A 16,350-nucleotide genomic window follows, 5' to 3' on the forward strand; every position below is an offset into this window, starting at 1 on the left:
CCGGCGTTGACCTCGCTCTCGAAGCCGGCCTACGATATCGTAGAAAGCGAGGAATCCATCATGAACATGCGCGGAACGATGCGCGTCGCGGCGCTCGGGCTGCTCGCGGGCGGAATGGTGTTCGCCTGCGGAGACGGCGGGAGCACGACCTCCACGGGCACGAACGCGGGCGGCTCCGGGGGCGCGGGCGGCGCTACAGGCGGCGGCGGGACGGGCGGAGATGCGGGGTCGGGCGGCGACGTGTTCACGGACGCCGGATGCCCGACGGCGCAAATCTGCGGCGACGCGTGCTGCCCCACGGGCGAGACCTGCGCGCTCGGGACGACGTGCGCCCGCGAGCAGCCGCCTTGCACGACGAACGACGATTGCTTGTTCGATAGCTACTGCCACGAGGGGAAATGCGTCCCCTATGGCATTCCCGGCGCGCAGGAGAACGATCCGAGCTGCACGAGCCCCGTGGAAATCGGCGCCATCGTGCCGTCCGAGCAATGCCGCTGGACCGGGCCGCCCGACGGCGACGCGCATCCGAACAACTTTCAGGTGATGGCCACGCCCGTCGTCGTCGATTTCGATTTCGACAGCGACCCGAACACGCTCTCGCCCTCCATCGTCTTCACCTCGTTCCCCACGGCGGGCAGCTACACGAACCCCGGCGTCCTGCGCGTCATCAGCGGGAAGGATTGCTCGCAACAATTCAGCTTCGACGCCGCGGCGGACGCGACCATGTCGCCCGCGTCGGTGGCCGTCGGTGACCTCGACGGCGATGGCCGGGCGGAAATCGTCGCGGCGCGCCACGGCGGCGGCGTCCTTGCGTTCCGCTTCGATCCCGCGACGAATACGTTCGCCCAGCTCTGGCGCTCCGGCACGTGCCCCGGAGGCTCCGGCCCGCCGACCACGTTCGACACGACGGGCGGCGCGGACAAATGGAGCGGGCCTTCGATTCACGACCTCGACGACGACGGCAAACCCGAGATCCTCTACGGCGCCACGGTCTACCGCGCCGATGGCTGCATGGCGTCGAACAGCCTCGGCTTCCCTGCCTACAGCAAGGGCCTCGTGCCCGTCGTCGCCGATGTCGACGAGGATGGGAAGATGGAGCTCGTGCTCGGCAATGGCATCTATCAATGGGATGCCGCGGCCGGCGATTGGGTCGTGGAGGCTTATTTCGCGCCCGGCGGCCTCGCCGCGGGTCAGGTGGCCGTGGCCGAGCTCGGCAACTTCCCGCTGGAGGCGTTCGGCGGACAGGATCGCGCGGAGGTCGTGGTCGTGTCGGGCGGGAGCATTCGCGTGCAGACGCTCACCGGCACCGTGGTCTTCGGGCCCGTCACGATCCCGGGCGGCGGCACGGGCGGTCCCCCCACGATCGCCGATTTCGACGGGGATGGCCGGCGCGAATTCGCGAGCGCGGGCGGGACGCAGTACGTCGTCTTCGATTTCGACTGCCTCGCGGGCGGCGACCCCGCGAAATGCGGCGGGCAAGCGCCGGGCACGGGCATCCTCTGGAGCCAGCCTTCGAAGGACGCGAGCTCCAACGTGACCGGGTCGAGCGTCTTCGACTTCGATTACGACGGCAAGGCCGAGGCGGTCTACGCCGACGAATGTTTCCTCCGCGTCTACGACGGGACGACGGGCGCCGTCATTTACAGCGTCGCGCGTTCGTCGGGGACGACCTACGAGAACCCCGTGATCGTGGACGTGGACGGGGATTACCACACGGAGATCGTCACGGCCGTGAACAACTACGCGGGCAACCTCGGCTGCCCCGCCACGGATCCGCTCTTCCCGAACGCGACGTTCAGCCAGAACCACGGCATTCTGGTCCTGCGCGACGAGCAGGAGCGCTGGGCGGCCTCGCGGCCGGTGTGGAATCAGCACGCGTACGCCGTCACGCACGTCGGCGATCACGGCGAGATCCCCAAGACGTCGAGCGTGGCGATCAACTGGAAGGCGCCGGAGCTCAACAATTTCCGCCAGAACGTGCAGGGCGACCTCGAAGCGCTCGGGCAGCCCGATCTCACGGCGGGCGGGGACGTGGGCGCCGTGAAATGCGTGGGGACCCTCGCGACGATCGAGGCCCGGGTATGCAACCGCGGCACGCTCCCGATGGTGAGCGGCACCGAGGTCACGTTTTATGACGGCTCGGCGATGGGGCCCGCGCTCTGCACGGCCGCGATCCCGGTCGCGCTCGGCGTGAAGGAGTGCACGATCGTGAGTTGCCAGGCGGATCTCGGCGGCAAGAAGCTCGACATCTACGTCCGCGTCGACCCGCAGACGCAGACGCTCGAGTGCCACGAGAAGAACAACGACGCCCTTTATACCGGCGTCGAGTGCGGCGCCGTGCCGAACTGACGCCCTCCCTTCGTGCTCCCATGTATCATCCCTCCCTGGAGGTGATGATGCACGCCCCGCGCTTTTCCTCGATAAAGAGCCCCCTCGCCGCCCTCGGCGTTCTCCTCGCGACGCTCGGCGCCGCAAAGACCGCCTCGGCCACGGGCATGCAGGGCCATATCTACATGGCCCAGTGCGCCGCCGAGCAGGTCACGGAGCCGCGGCTCCGCGCCGTCTTCGATGCCCACCTGAACGACCTCTCGAACGGCGCATTTTTCCCCGACTCCGGCTACACCGCCGAGGACCACGATCAAGGCGAAATCCCGCACTGGGAGCAATACGTGCAAGGATACGTCGAGCTGATCCGCGCGCGGTACGGGGACAAGCCGCTCGACAACCCGGAAGCCGCGGTGCACGTGGCGTTCTTGATGGGGCTCGCGGCGCATGGGATCACGGATTCGACGTTTGATTCGCTGCTCTACGAGCGCGCGGACCAGGTCGACCCGGGCGACATGGATACCTTCGACATGGCGATGGACATCTTCCTCGTCCACGACCATCCGCGGTATTACCTGCCCGAGGTCGCCGTCGACGCGAAGACACAAAGCGAGATCTTCGAGCAGAAGATCGCCCATCCCGTGACGCCCGAGGCGATCCAGAAGGCCATGTCGACGGCCAGGTCCGGCATCTTCTTGGTGGCGAACTACCTGTACATCGGCGCCGACGAGTACGGGGAGAGGTTCCCCTGGGCCCGGCAAAGCCTGCGTGATCCGCGGACGCCCGGCGGATATCCGTTCGGCGCCCGGGTCACGATGGGGTATTACCGCGAGATCCTCCGCCGCCTCGACGGCGATCCCTCGGCCGACGCCGTGGTCATCGGCCAATACCCGGACGAGGCTTATCCGCTCGCGACGCTCGAGAACACGCGGCCCGACGGGAACATCGTGTTGTTCTTCGGCGAGGGAATGGACCGGGCCACGATCGACGACGCGGTCGTGACCGTGCGCGACGGCGCAGGGGCCGTGGTTCCCACGACGGTCAGCGTGTATCGCGGCGACCAGTGGGCGAACGTGCTGCGCATTGCGGCGCAGCAGCCCTGGCAGCCGTCGACGAAATACACGGCGACCTTGCACAAGTCGATCAAGACGCTCGCCGGCGTCTCGCCGACCGAGGATCACGTCTTTTCGTTCACGACCTGCACGCCGGCGTCCCCGGGCGGCGATTGCCCGGTGCAGGTCGGGCCGCCGCCCGCCTCGTCCTGCCCGAAGCTCGACGCGGGGTATACGATGCGGCCCGAGGAGATGCCGCCGGAGGAGGAGGAGCCGCCTCCGCCGACGAACGTGGATCCCGTCACGCAGGACGAGAGCAGCTGTACGGCCGCGCCGGCCCGCCGCGAGGCGAGCGCCGGGTCGCTTCTTGCGCTCGCCGGCGCATGCATGGCGCTCGTCGCACGGCGGCGCGGCCGTCGTCCCTGATCAGCCGCACATCCCGTTCGGCAAGCACCGCTCGCCCACGCCGCATGCCGTGCCGCCGCAGGTGCACTGCCCGTTGCCCCCGCACGTGCCCGCCGTTCCGGCATTACAATCGGCGTCCGCGTCGCAGCGGCACGTGGGCGCCTGCGGGATCATGCCGCCGCAGACGAAGCCGGTCGGGCACGCGCGGCCACAAGCGCCGCAGTTCGCGGCGTCCGTGTAGGGATTCACGCAGGCCGCGGGGCTCTGGCAGCAGAGCATGTTCGCGGCGCACGCGGCGCCGCCGTTGCACGTGCATGCATTGCCCATGCACACCTCGCCGGCCGCGCAGGTCGTCCCATTGCAGCTACAGAGCCCCGCCTGGGGGGAGGGGCAGCTGCCGCCTCCGCCGCACTCGTTGTTCGTGCTGCAGCCGCAGAACTTCTGCTGGAGGGGGCCGCGGTCGCAGTCGAGACCGCCGCTGCAATCGTTGCCGCAGCCGCCGCAGTTGGCGTCGTCTTGCTGGGCGTTCCGCTCGCAGCCGTTGTCGTTGCCCAACGCGGGCATCGTGCAGTTCGCGAACCCGAGATCACACGTCGAATCGCAGACGCCGGCCGTGCAGCTCTTCGAGGCGACGTTCGTCCCGGAGCACGCGCGGCCGCAGACGCCGCAATGGTCGATGTTCGTCGCCGTGTTCGTCTCGCAGCCGTCCGAGGGATCGTTGTTGCAATCGCCCGTCCCCGCCGCGCAGCCGAGCGTGCACATCCCGTTCGTGCATGTCGCCAGCGGGCCGCCGGGACAGACGTTGTTGCACGCGCCGCAGTTCATCGGGTCGTTCTGGAGGTTCAGCTCGCAGCCCGTGGCGTCCATCATGTCGCAATCGCCGAAGCCGTTTTCGCACGCGCCGAGCGTGCACGTGCCCATGTCGCACGTCTCGGCCGCGTTCGCGAAGTCGCACGTGTCGCCGCAGAAGTTGCAATCGAGCAGCGTGCCGAGCGCGGTCTCGCAGCCGTCGCTCGTGTTCATGTTGCAATCGGCCGTCCCCGGTTCGCAGGGGTTCGGCTCGCACTTGCCCTCGACGCAGGACTCGAAGACGGTGCAGGCCGAGTCACAGCCGCCGCAATGCAGCGGATCCGCCTGGGTGTTCGCCTCGCAGCCGGTCTGCGCCATCATGTCGCAATCGGCGAACCCCGGCGTGCACGGGCCGAGCCCGCACTGGCCCGCCTCGCACGTCGCCGTCGCGTTCGCCGCCATGCAGGCCGTGCCGCACCCGCCGCAGTTGCTCGGGTCGGTGGCCGTGTTCGACTCGCACCCGCTCGTCGCGAGGCCGTCGCAATCGGAGAACCCCGCCTCGCACGTGCCCACGGCGCAGGCGCCGTCGACACACACGGCCGTCGCATTCGCGACGTTGCAGGGGCTGCACCCCGCGCCGCAGCCGAAGGCCGGATCGTCGGCGGCGACGCACACGTCATTGCAGCTCACCTGGCCGGTCGGGCACGCAGACGAGCCGCCATTGCCACCGCTGCCCCCCGTCGGTTCGAACTGATCGAAATCCTGGGTACAGCTCGCGACACCCAGGCCCGCGAGGGCCAAGGCCATGAGGGCAGACAAAACACCAAACCGCATCGACGCCTCCGTCGGGGAAAACCGCGACCTCGGGCACGATTATCCAGATCGGCGGAAAGTTCAATTGTTTTGTCGATGTACGCCCGGCAGGAGGGGGGCGCGCCGGCCGCAAAAACGGAGGCGTCGTCAGATTTCGGCCTTCACGGCCGTCGCCTCGGTCTTGCCGAAGATCCGCGTGAGGACGACGTAGAGGGCACCCGAGACGAAGAAGCCCACGAACCAGGCATAGTTGTAGAGCTTCATCCACATCGGGTCGACGGTCATGACCTTGATCGTCCCGAGGAACCCCGGCAGGTTCGGCAGGATGCCCGCGCAGAGGGCGATGATCGCCGCCAGGTTGAAGCCGCCCCGGTACCAGTAGGAGCCCTCGCGCACGTAGAGCTGCACGAGGTCGAGCTTCGTTTTGCGGATGATGAAATAATCCGCGATGAGAATACCGCCGATCGCGCCGAGCAGCGCCGAATACCCGACGAGCCACGTGAAGATGTACCCCGACGGGTCCGAAACGAGCCGCCAGGGCTGGATCAGAATGCCGATCACGCCCGTGATGAAGCCGCCCGTGCGGAAGGAGATGCCCTTCGGCCAGAGGTTCGCGAAATCGTTCGCCGGGCTCACCACGTTCGCCGCGATGTTCGTGGCGAGCGTCGCGATGCAGAGCGAGAAGAGCGCGACCACGAGCAGGACCGGGTTCTTGAACTTCGTGATGAGCACGACCGGATCCCAGATCGTCTCGCCGTAGATCACCGCCGTCGCCGAGGTGACCGCCACGCCGATGAACGAATAGAGGCCCATCGTGGTGGGCAGCCCGAGCGCCTGCCCCACGACCTGATCCCGCTGCGAATACGCGTACCGCGTGAAATCAGGGATGTTCAGCGAGAGCGTCGCCCAGAAGCCGATCATGCCCGTGAGCGCGGGGAAGAAGAACGACCAGAACTGGCCCTCTTTTTTCCCGCCCGCGGCGAACGCCGAGGGCGTGTCGAGCATCGGCCCGAACCCGCCCGCCTTGCCATAGGCCCACGCGAGCAGCGCGAGCCCGAGCGCGATGAGCAAGGGGGCTTTGATGTTCAGGAGGACCCGGATCGAATCGATCCCCTTGTGGATGACCCACATGTTGATCCCCCAGAAAAACAGGAAGCAGAGGAGCTGGGGGACGCTGATGCCGAGGATGTCCGCGGGCGCGCTCTCCCACGAGGGGACGAACACGGCGATGATCTTGTAAATCGCCCAGCCCCCGATCCACGCCTGGATCCCGAACCAGCCGCACGCGACGAGCGCGCGCAGGATCGCCGGGATGTTCGCGCCGAGAATGCCAAACGACGGGCGGCAGTACACCGGGAAAGGAATGCCGTACTTGGTGCCCGCGTGCGCATTCAAGATCATCGGCAAGAGGACGATCGTGTTGCCGAGGAAAATCGTCACCACGGCCTGCCACCAGCTCATCCCCTCGGCGATGAGCGAGGAGGCGAGCATGTACGTGGGCACGCAGGCCGACATCGAGATCCAGAGCGCGGCGATGTCCTTCATCGCCCACTTGCGATCCTTGATCCGTGTCGGTTCGAGGTCGTGGTTGATGTAGGGCGAGACGATCTCGCCCTCGATCTCGTGAATGTCACCGGAGACGCGGACGGCGAGGCGAGCGTCGGTCGTCATGGAGGGCCCCCGCAGAGATGGGATCTGATCAGCCGCTAACGTTTGGCACGCTCGACCTCGGTGACGTGAAGGCCCCCGGGGACGAAATCGGCGCCGCGCTGGACACGATCGTTCCAGCTCTCGTTCGGTTTGCCCGAGGGCACTTCCTTCATCGTGATGCAGCCCGAGACGGGGCAAACGAGCTGGCAAAGATTGCAGCCGATGCACTCGTCATCGTCGACGAACGGGACGCGCGCGCCCGGCGCCCCTCCCCTCGCCGTGACCGCGCGGTCCGGGATGAGCTTCGGGATGTGGGTATGCCCGGCCTTGCGCGCCTGCTCCTCGGTGCGGCCAGGCAGGTGGATGCACTGGTGCGCGCCGTCCATGCAGGCGACGTAGCAGAGCTGGCAGCCGATGCATTTGTCGGTCGAGATGTCCGCGACGACACGATAGCCGAGGTCGAGCTCGCCCCAGTTCTTGTATTGCGGCGCGGCCCGGCCCCGGAGGTCCAGGATCGATTTCATGCCCTTCGAATCGAGGAAATCGTTCAGGCCCTCGATCATGTCCTCGACGATGCGGTAGCCATAATGCATGACCGCCGTGCAAACCTGCACGCTCGTGCAGCCGAGCGCGATGAACTCGGCCGCGTCGCGCCAGTTCGAGATGCCGCCGATGCCCGAGATCGGGAGCTTCGCGACGTACGGATGCCGCGTCAATTCGCCGACCATGTGCAGCGCGACGGGCTTGACCGCCGGTCCGCAATAACCGCCGTTCGTCGAGGCGTTCCCGACGCGCGGCAAGGGCACCATCCGGTCGAGGTCGATGGCCATGATCGACTTGATCGTATTGATCAAGGAGATCCCATGCGCCCCGGATTCGAGCACCGCCTCGCCCGGCTCGACGATGTCCGTCACGTTCGGGCTGAGCTTGACGATGACCGGCTTCGTCGCGAATTCGACGGCCCAGCGCGCGATTTCCCGGAGCACCTTCGGCTCCGAGCTCACGGCCGAGCCCATCCCGCGCTCGCACATGCCGTGCGGGCAGCCGAAATTCAGCTCGTGGCCGTCCGAGCCCGCCTCCTCGGCGCGCTGGATGATCTCCTTCCACTCCTCCTTCGTCTCGACCATGAGCGAAGTGATGACGGCGTGGTTCGGGTAGCGGCGCTTGACTTCGCGAATCTCGCGGAGGTTCACTTCGAGCGGGCGGTCCGTGATGAGCTCGATGTTGTTGAGCCCCATCATGCGCGTATTGCCGTAATCGATGCCGCCAAACCGGCTCGACACGTTGACGATCGGGTTGCCGAGCGTCTTCCACACGGCGCCGCCCCAGCCGGCGTCGAACGCGCGCATGACCTGGTCGCCCGTGTTCGTGGGCGGCGCCGAGGCGAGCCAGAACGGGTTCGGGCTCTTGATACCCGCGAAATCAATCGATAGATCTGCCATGTCTCAGGCTCCCACGCCCATCAGGTACGCGTGCATGCTCGTGACCGCGATCTTCGCCTCGCCGACCGCGTTCACGACCTCTTTGCCGCCGTTGACGCAATCGCCGGCGCTCCAGACCTTGGGGTTGCCGGTGCGGTAGGTCTTCGGATCGACGATGACCCGGCCGCGCATGTCGAGCTCGACGCCCGGGAACGAGCGCGCGACCTCGGTCATGCGGCTCTGGCCGACCGCGACGACCACGAGGTCCGCCCGGAGGTCTTCCTCGGTGCCGGCGACGGGCTTTTTGTCCTCGGTCCGGATCACGCGCATGCCCGTGACCTTGCCCATGTTGTCCCGTAAAACCGCGACCGGGGAGCGCTCGCAGAGGACCTTCATGCCGTCGACGCGTCCGCTCGCGAGCTCATGCTCGTAAGCCGAGAGGTCTTCCTCGCCGCCGCGATAGAGCATGGTCGCGTCGATGCCGAGCAAGGCGAGCTCGTGCGCGACGTCGACGGCCGTATTGCCGCCGCCGACGACGATCACCCGGTCGACGCCCTTGAAGCGCAGCGTCGGGTCGGCCTTGAGCCGCTCGATGAGGTGCGTCGCGCCCACCACGCCGCCGCCGTCCTCGCCGGGGATCTTGAGGCGCGAATCCGGGCCGAGGCCGAGGCCGAGGAAGACCGCGTCGTATTGCCGAAGCAGCGCCGAGGCCGAGACCTCCTCGGGCGAGCCCGAGACGGGGACGATCTCCACACCCTGAAAAAGCTCGACGTTTCCGAGCGAGAGCACCCAGGTGATCTCCTGGAGCGCGTCCTCGACCTTCATCTTGTACGGGGCGATGCCCAGCGTATTGAGGCCGCCCGGCAGGAGCTTCTTTTCGTAAATGGCCGCCTCGTGCCCTTCGAGCGCGAGCCAGCCGGCCGCCGCGATGGACGCCGGGCCCGCGCCGACGAGCGCGATGCGCTTGCCCGTCGGCGCCTTGGGCTTGAAGATCTGCGGATCCTCGGCGAGCGCCTTCTCCACGGCATACCGCTGGAGCCGGCCGATCTTGATCGGATCGCGATGCCAGTCGTTGTAGACGCAAGCGCCGGCGCAGAGGACCTCCACCGGACATACCTGGCCACACGACTTGCCGAGCAGGTTCTGCGAGAGAATGGTGCGCGCCGCGCCCTTGACGTTGCCCGTGCCGATCTTCCGGATGAACGTGGGAATGTCGATCGCGGTCGGGCACGCCTTGATGCAGGGCGCGTCCACGCAATACAGGCATCGGTTCGCCTCGGCGATGGCCTCGGCGTCCTCGTACGGCGGCTTCTTGTCCTCGTAAAGGACCTCGAGCCGATCCCCCTCGACGTCCGGGATGTGCGGCGAATGATGGGTCATCGGACCTCCCTTGCGGCAGCCGGCGCCTCGAGCTTGCGCGGGAGATAACGCCCCGCGCCGCGCACGACGTCGAGCTTGCCGTCCTTGTATTGGACGCGGCCGTGGACGATGGTGTGGCTCACCTTGCCCTTGACCTCGAATCCCTCGAAGATGTTGCGATCGCAGCGGTGGTGGTGCGTCTTCGCCGAAATGACGCTCGACCCCTTGGGATCGAAGATCACGATGTCGGCGTCGGCGCCCGGCACGATCGCGCCCTTGCGCGGATAGAGGCCGAAAATCTTCGCGGGCTGCGTGGAGAAGAGATCAACGAAGCGGTTCACGTCGATGTGGCCGCCGAGGACGCCGTAGGTCCAGAGCAGGCCGAGGCGATTCTCGATGCCCGCCGCGCCGTTCGGGATCTTCGTGAAATTGTCCCGGCCCATGTCCTTCTGGCCGACCTGATTGAACGGGCAATGGTCCGTCGCGACCACTTGAATGAGCCCCGAGGCGATGCCCGCCCAGAGCGCTTCCTGGTGGCCCTTCGGCCGGATCGGCGGGCTCATGACGTACGCCGCGCCCTCGAAATCGGGCTTGTCGTAGACCGAATCGTCGAGGATCAGGTATTGCGGGCACGTTTCGGCGAAGACGAGCTGGCCGCGCCGGCGCGCGTCGGTGACGGCGTCGAGCGCCTCGCGACACGTGAGGTGGACGATGTAAATGGGCTCGCCGATCATACGCGCCATCATGATCGCGCGGTTCGTCGCCTCGCCCTCGACGGGCGAGGGGCGCGAGAGGGCGTGGTACTTCGGGTCGAGCTTGCCCTCGGCCACGAGCTTCTTCTGCAAGGCGACGACGACATCGCCGTGCTCGGCGTGCACCGTGACGAGCGCGCCGAGGTCCTTCGCCGTCTGCATGACCTGGATGAGCTCGACGTCGTCGACGCCGATCGCGCCGCGATAGGCCATGAACGTCTTGAAGGAGGGAATGCCCTCCTCGCGGACGCATTGCTCCATCTCGGACTTCGTGCGGTCGCCCCACCAGGTGACCGCCATGTGGAAGGCATAATCGGCGACGGCCTTCTTCGCCTTCTCCTTCCACATGGCCAGGCCGTCGAGCAAATGCTGGCCGCGCGCAGGGATGACGAAATCGATGATCGACGTGGTGCCGCCGGCGACGCCCGCCGCGGTGCCCGTCTCGAAATCGTCGGAGCTCTCCGTGCCCATGAACGGCAGCTCCATGTGCACGTGCGCGTCGATGCCGCCCGGGAAGACGAGCTGGCCCGAGGCGTCGATGACGACGTCGTCCGCGCCCTGCTTCACGAGCCCGGACCCGACCGCCACGATCTTGTCGCCATCGCAATACACGTCGCCGACAAACTTGTCGGACGCGGTGACGATCTCGCCATTCTTGATCAGGATGCCCATCTCGTCCTCCCGAACGCCCCTCGATCAGGGCAAGAGCTTGACCATGTCCTCGTACGTCTCGGGCCGGCGGTCGCGATAGAACTGCCAGGTGCGCCGCACTTCCTCGATCAGGTCGAGGTCCATCTCCGCGACGACGAGCTCGTCACGGTCCTCGCTTCCGACGGCGAGGAAATTGCCCCGCGGATCGCAGAAATAGCTGGTCCCGTAGAATTTGCCGATGTTCCACGGCGCCTCGGTGCCGACGCGGTTACTCGCCGCGATGTAATACCCGTTCGCCACGGCGTGCGCGGGCTGCTCCAGCTTCCAGAGGTATTGGGACAAACCGGCCACGGTCGCCGAGGGGTTGAAGACGATCTCGGCGCCGTTCAGGCCGAGCAGGCGCGCGCCCTCGGGGAAATGGCGGTCGTAGCAGATGTAGACGCCGATCTTCGCATACCGCGTCTGGAACGTGGGATACCCGAGGTTGCCCGGCTTGAAGAAATATTTCTCCCAGAAGCCGTTCGTCTGCGGGATGTGGTTCTTCCGGTATTTGCCGAGGTACGTCCCGTCCGCGTCGATGACGGCCGCCGTGTTGTAATACACGCCGGCCTGCTCCCGCTCGTAGACGGGAATGATCATCGCCATCTGGTACTTCTTCGCGTACTCGGCGAGGCGCGTGACCGTGGGGCCGTTCGGGACTGCCTCAGCCGTGTCGCACCATTTCGCGTCCTGCGAGGGGCAGAAATACGGGGTGTTGAAGACCTCCTGCAAGCAGAGGATCTGCACGCCCTTCTTGCCCGCCTCCTCGATGTACGGGAGGTGCTTTTCGTACATCGCGTCGCGGATCGCGAGCACCGAGGCGCTCGGATCATTGAGCGGATTGCTACACTGGATGAGCCCGCCGATGACTTTCCTGGCCATTAGAACCACCTCTCGATGACGATCTTGCGCTCGGTGTAGAAGTCGACGCCGGCCGCGCCGTGCGCCTTCGTGTCACCATAGAGGCTCGCCTTCTGGCCGCCGAACGGGAAGAAGGCCATGGGCGCCGCGACGCCGATGTTCACGCCGACCATGCCCGCCTCGACACGAGCGCCGAACTCGCGCGCGGCCTTGCCGTTCGTCGTGTAGATGCTCGACGCGTTGCCGTATTCGCTCGCATTCGCGAGCCGGATCGCCTCGTCGAGGTCCTTCGCCCGCATGAAACACGCGACCGGCCCGAAGATCTCCTCGCGCCCGATCACCATGTCGGGGCGCACGTCCTCGAAGATCGTCGGCCCGATCCAGTTGCCATCCGGCAGGCCCTCCACCGTCGCGTTGCGGCCGTCGAGCACGAGCCGCGCGCCCTCCTGGATGCCCTTCTCGATGTACGAGAGCACGCGGTCCTTGTGCGCCCCCGAGACGACGGGGCCGAGCGTGGTGCCGGGCGCCTTGCCGTCGCCGAGCACGAGCTTCTTCGCGTACGCGATGAAGAGGTCGCGCACGCGCTCGTACGCGTCGCCGACGGGCACGATCACGCTGCCCGCGAGGCAACGCTGGCCCGCGCAGCCGTAGCAGGACTCGACCGCGTTCTGCACGGCGCGCTCCATGTCCGCGTCGGGCATGATCACGATGAAGTTCTTGGCACCGCCGAGCGCCTGGACGCGCTTGCCGGTCTCGCCGCACTTCCGGTAGACGATCTTCGCGACGTTCGAGGAGCCGACGAAGGAGACGCCCTTCACGTCCGCGTGCTCGCAGATCGCCTCGACGACCTCACGGCCGCCGTTCACCAGGTTCACGACGCCGTTCGGCAGGCCGATCTGCTGGATGAGCTCGAAGATGCGGCGCTGCGAGAGCGGCACCTGCTCGCTCGGCTTGAGCACGAAGGTGTTGCCCGTGGCGATCGCGTACGGGAGGAACCAGAGGGGCACCATCGGCGGAAAGTTGAACGGCGTGATCGCCGCGAAGACGCCGAGCGGCTGGCGCAAGACGCGGGTGTCGATGCCCGAGGCGACGTCCTCGAGGTTCTGCCCCATGAGCAGCGACGGGATGCCACACGCGTGCTCGACGTTCTCGATGCCGCGGCCGAAATCGTTGTACGACTCGGAGAACGTCTTGCCGTGTTCGCTCGTGCAGATGCCCGCGATCTCCTCGCGGTGCTGTTCGAAGAGGCTCTTCAACTTGAAGAGGTACCGCGCGCGCTGCACCGGCGGGACGGCGCGCCACGCAGGAAACGCAGCCTTGGCCGCCTGCACCGCGGCGTCGACGTCGGCCGAGGTCGAGAGCGGGACCTTGGCGAGCAGCTCCCCGGTCGCGGGGTTCTTCACGTCGAGCAACGTGGTGCCCGTCGAAGCAACCCAGGCGCCGTTGATGAAGTTCTCGAGCACGCGCATAAAACGACGATCCTCCTCGTGACTGACGTGGGCCTTCGCCCATCCCCCCTGCGCGCGTTGCCCGAGCCCCGACGGGGGCCGCGCGAGACGCGCCGAGCACAATCAACCGTGATTTTCTCTCCGCGACAAGGCCCAAGGGCGAACCCCTGCACCGCAACGACCGATGCCGCCCCGCGTCGTCGCGGGCACGGTTCGGGCGCGTGCAGCGCCGCGCGGGCGCTTGCGAGCGCGCCCAGGATGCTCTTACGCTGAGGCGTACATGCCGGGAGCCGACGTTTCCGCGTTCCGACAGGCGATGTCGCAAAGGCGCCCGGAGATCCTCGCTCGCCTCGTGGAGACGAGCGCAGACATCGTGTCCTGCGACCTCAGCGAGGTGCCGCCCGAGCTGCACGTCGAGCTCGGCGCGAGCTTCGAGGCATGGCTCGACGCCGTGGAAAACCCGGCCACGGGCGAGCTCGAGACCTGGGTCCACCGCCTCGGCGACGTGGCCAGGGAGCGAGGCTGGGACATGCGCAAGGTGCTCGCGTGGCTCGAACGCACGGGCCAAGGCCTGCTCGAAGCCGCGCTCGAAGCCGTGGACGAGGGCGTGCCCGGCGCGGACACGGGCGCGCGGCGCATCATCGGCGCGATGAACGCCGCGGCAGCCACGTTCAATCGGGCATTCCGGACAAAAGCCGAAGAAGCGGCAAACCGCGCGATGGTGCTGCGCGCGGTGGCGCAAAACGCGCCGGACGGGATCGGGATCGCCACCCCCGACGGGACGGTGATCTACGCGAACCCGGCGTTCTGCACGATGATGGGCTCGGAAGAGGCCGGGCGCGGGCACTTCAAGAACTTCGTGCACCCGGACGAGTACACGAAGCTCGCGCACATGGCCGAGGTGTCGCAGCGCGTGGGGTACTGGGAGGGGAGCCTGCGGTACCTGCGCGCGGACGGGGTGTCGTTCAACGCGCGGCTCAAGGCGTTCCGCGTGAAGTCGGAGGCGGGCGAGACGATCGCGCGGTGCGTACTCGTACGCGACGCGACGCCGGAGGAGCGGGACGAGGAGGAGCGGCGCGCGCTCGAAGAGGACATGCAAAGGGCGCAGGCGGCAGCGCTGCGGGAGCTCGCAGCGCCGCTCTTGCCGCTCGCCGAAGGGGTGCTGGCGATGCCGCTCGTCGGCGCGCTCGACGCCTCGCGGACGCCGCGGATCATCGAGGTGATGCTGGAAGGGATCACGCGGACGGGCGCGGGGCACGTGATCGTGGACATCACGGGCGTGCCGGTGGTCGACGCGGAGGTGGCCGAGTCGATCGTGCGCGCGGCGAGGGCCGCGGAGCTCGTCGGCGCGGAGGTGGTGCTGACGGGCGTGCGGGGCGCGGTGGCGAAGACGCTGCTCGATCTCGACGTGGACCTCGGCGGCATGGAGACGTGGAGCACGCTGCGCGCGGGCGTGGCGCACGCGATCGGGCACGAGCGGCTGAAGCGGCAGATGCGCCGAGGGGCGGGGCCGAAGCGATGAGCGAGCCCGTGGGGACGAAGGGCGTGGTGTTCGCGGAGGTGTTCGCCGCGCGCCGGGACAAGCTCATCGATCGGCTGACCGAGGAGGCGCTCGTGGTGCTCGGCGGGACGCTCGGGGCGCCGATGGAGGCCTTCCGTGCCGACCGCGCCGTGGAGGTCGACGCGGCCATCGCGGCGCTCCGCGACGGCAGCATGCCGTTCGCGGTCGAGAGCTGGAAGCGCTGGATCGACAGCTCGGTGCAGCGCGGCTGGTCGGTGACGACGCTCCAGGGCGTCCTCGGCGCGATGCGGCAGGTGTTCGTCGACGTGGGGCTCGAGCTCCACGCGGCGGGCGTGCCGGACGCGACGTCGCGGATCCGCACGTTCATCCGCACGTCGAGCGAGGCGCTCTGCCTCATCGACGAGGAGCTCCGCACACGGGTGGAGCACCTGCACCGCAAGGCGCAGATCTTCGAGGCGCTGATCCACAACGCGCCGGACGGGGTGGGCGTCGCGTCTCCGGACGGGACGCTGCGCTACGTGAACCCGGCGTTCGAACGGCTGCTCGGGCGCGACGATCTCGTGGGCCGCTCGGTCCACGACACGCTCGCGCCGCAGGCCGAGGCTGAGCACCGCGGGCAGGTGCTGACCGCGGTGCTCGAGCAAGGCTCGTGGAGCGGGGTGCTCCCGTACCAGCGCGCCGATGGCACGACGTTCGACGCGCAGGTGACGGCGTTCCTCGTGCGCGACGAGCAAGGTCGGGGCATCGCGCGCTGCGCGATCGTCCGTGACCTGACGCAGGCGCGGCGCGCGGAGGAGGAGCGGCGCAGGCTCGCGGCCGAAGTGATCGCGGCGCAACGTGCGGCGCTCGAAGAGGTCGGGACGCCGCTCGTGCCGATCGCGGAGGGCGTGCTCGTGATGCCGCTCGTCGGAGCGATCGAGCCTGCGCGGGCCGAGCGGATGCTCGGCGTGCTCCTCGAAGGGATCGGCCAGCAGAACGCGAAGGTCGTGATCCTCGACCTGACGGGCGTGAAAGAGGCGACCGCGGAGGCGGCCGATGCGCTCCTCCGCGCGGCGCAGGCGGCGCGGCTGCTCGGCGCGGAGGTGGTCACGACGGGGACGGGGCCGGAGCTCGCGCGGACATTTGTGGAAAATGGGGCAGAGCTTGGAACGATCGTGACCAAGGGGACCTTGCGGGACGGCGTGGCCTACGCGCTCCGTGTAGCGCGGGGGCAGGCCCCGCGTCGCTGATGGTTCTACGTCAAACGGACGCCGCTGACGACGA

Annotated in this window: 11 protein-coding genes; 4 read left to right on the forward strand and 7 right to left on the reverse strand. The window is 67.8% G+C overall.

Features of this window, described 5'->3' with window-relative positions:
* Window positions 1–60 precede the first annotated feature (60 nt).
* Window positions 61–2,349, forward strand: a complete 2,289-nt coding sequence (locus POL67_RS45630) for an FG-GAP repeat domain-containing protein (protein ID WP_271927731.1) — start codon at window positions 61–63, stop codon at window positions 2,347–2,349.
* Window positions 2,350–2,369: 20 nt separating this feature from the next.
* Window positions 2,370–3,803 carry an Ig-like domain-containing protein gene (locus POL67_RS45635; RefSeq protein WP_271927733.1) on the forward strand — a complete coding sequence of 478 codons (1,434 nt, stop codon included), beginning with the start codon at window positions 2,370–2,372 and terminating at the stop codon, window positions 3,801–3,803.
* Here POL67_RS45635 and POL67_RS45640 read toward each other — a convergent pair whose 3' ends face one another.
* The 7 genes from POL67_RS45640 to POL67_RS45670 form a co-directional block, all read right to left on the reverse strand.
* On the reverse strand, window positions 3,804–5,378 hold the full coding sequence (locus tag POL67_RS45640) for a hypothetical protein (protein WP_271927735.1): 1,575 nt from the start codon (window positions 5,376–5,378) through the stop codon (window positions 3,804–3,806).
* Window positions 5,379–5,531: 153 nt separating this feature from the next.
* Window positions 5,532–7,055 (reverse strand): NCS1 family nucleobase:cation symporter-1, encoded by a 1,524-nt coding sequence (locus POL67_RS45645; RefSeq protein ID WP_271927736.1) that lies wholly within the window; start codon window positions 7,053–7,055, stop codon window positions 5,532–5,534.
* A 35-nt stretch (window positions 7,056–7,090) separates the two neighbouring features.
* Entirely contained in the window at window positions 7,091–8,476 is a 1,386-nt protein-coding gene (preA, locus tag POL67_RS45650; RefSeq protein ID WP_271927738.1) for an NAD-dependent dihydropyrimidine dehydrogenase subunit PreA, read from the reverse strand.
* Between the two features lie 3 nt (window positions 8,477–8,479).
* Window positions 8,480–9,835, reverse strand: coding sequence for an FAD-dependent oxidoreductase (locus POL67_RS45655; protein ID WP_271927740.1), 1,356 nt, complete (start codon window positions 9,833–9,835; stop codon window positions 8,480–8,482).
* On the reverse strand, window positions 9,832–11,238 hold the full coding sequence (hydA, locus tag POL67_RS45660; protein WP_271927741.1) for a dihydropyrimidinase: 1,407 nt from the start codon (window positions 11,236–11,238) through the stop codon (window positions 9,832–9,834). Before hydA ends, POL67_RS45655 begins: the two co-directional genes overlap by 4 nt.
* 24 nt (window positions 11,239–11,262) lie before the next feature.
* The gene (locus tag POL67_RS45665) at window positions 11,263–12,138 is read right to left on the reverse strand and encodes a nitrilase-related carbon-nitrogen hydrolase (protein ID WP_271927742.1); all 876 of its coding nucleotides are present in this window, start codon (window positions 12,136–12,138) and stop codon (window positions 11,263–11,265) included.
* Window positions 12,138–13,586, reverse strand: a complete 1,449-nt coding sequence (locus POL67_RS45670) for a CoA-acylating methylmalonate-semialdehyde dehydrogenase (RefSeq protein WP_271927744.1) — start codon at window positions 13,584–13,586, stop codon at window positions 12,138–12,140. The genes POL67_RS45665 and POL67_RS45670 overlap by 1 nt, the downstream gene beginning before the upstream one ends.
* Before the next feature lie 295 nt (window positions 13,587–13,881).
* On the opposite strand from POL67_RS45670, the gene POL67_RS45675 reads away from it, so the two are divergent.
* Window positions 13,882–15,087 (forward strand): PAS domain-containing protein, encoded by a 1,206-nt coding sequence (locus POL67_RS45675; protein WP_271927746.1) that lies wholly within the window; start codon window positions 13,882–13,884, stop codon window positions 15,085–15,087.
* Window positions 15,084–16,316, forward strand: coding sequence for a PAS domain S-box protein (locus tag POL67_RS45680; RefSeq protein WP_271927748.1), 1,233 nt, complete (start codon window positions 15,084–15,086; stop codon window positions 16,314–16,316). The genes POL67_RS45675 and POL67_RS45680 overlap by 4 nt, the downstream gene beginning before the upstream one ends.
* The last annotated feature ends 34 nt before the right edge of the window (window positions 16,317–16,350 follow it).

Origin of the sequence: Polyangium mundeleinium (assembly GCF_028369105.1) — a bacterium.
Classification (GTDB): domain Bacteria; phylum Myxococcota_A; class Polyangia; order Polyangiales; family Polyangiaceae; genus Polyangium; species Polyangium mundeleinium.

Bases quoted from the DNA above. Each gene is read 5' to 3' on its own strand.
- POL67_RS45635 (WP_271927733.1), top strand. From the start codon at position 2,370: ATGTATCATCCCTCCCTGGAGGTGATGATGCACGCCCCGCGCTTTTCC.
- POL67_RS45630 (WP_271927731.1), top strand. From the start codon at position 61: ATGAACATGCGCGGAACGATGCGCGTCGCGGCGCTCGGGCTGCTCGCG.
- POL67_RS45645 (WP_271927736.1), bottom strand. From the start codon at position 7,055: ATGACGACCGACGCTCGCCTCGCCGTCCGCGTCTCCGGTGACATTCAC.
- POL67_RS45675 (WP_271927746.1), top strand. From the start codon at position 13,882: ATGTCGCAAAGGCGCCCGGAGATCCTCGCTCGCCTCGTGGAGACGAGC.
- POL67_RS45670 (WP_271927744.1), bottom strand. From the start codon at position 13,586: ATGCGCGTGCTCGAGAACTTCATCAACGGCGCCTGGGTTGCTTCGACG.
- POL67_RS45680 (WP_271927748.1), top strand. From the start codon at position 15,084: ATGAGCGAGCCCGTGGGGACGAAGGGCGTGGTGTTCGCGGAGGTGTTC.
- hydA (WP_271927741.1), bottom strand. From the start codon at position 11,238: ATGGGCATCCTGATCAAGAATGGCGAGATCGTCACCGCGTCCGACAAG.
- POL67_RS45655 (WP_271927740.1), bottom strand. From the start codon at position 9,835: ATGACCCATCATTCGCCGCACATCCCGGACGTCGAGGGGGATCGGCTC.
- preA (WP_271927738.1), bottom strand. From the start codon at position 8,476: ATGGCAGATCTATCGATTGATTTCGCGGGTATCAAGAGCCCGAACCCG.
- POL67_RS45640 (WP_271927735.1), bottom strand. From the start codon at position 5,378: ATGGCCTTGGCCCTCGCGGGCCTGGGTGTCGCGAGCTGTACCCAGGAT.
- POL67_RS45665 (WP_271927742.1), bottom strand. From the start codon at position 12,138: ATGGCCAGGAAAGTCATCGGCGGGCTCATCCAGTGTAGCAATCCGCTC.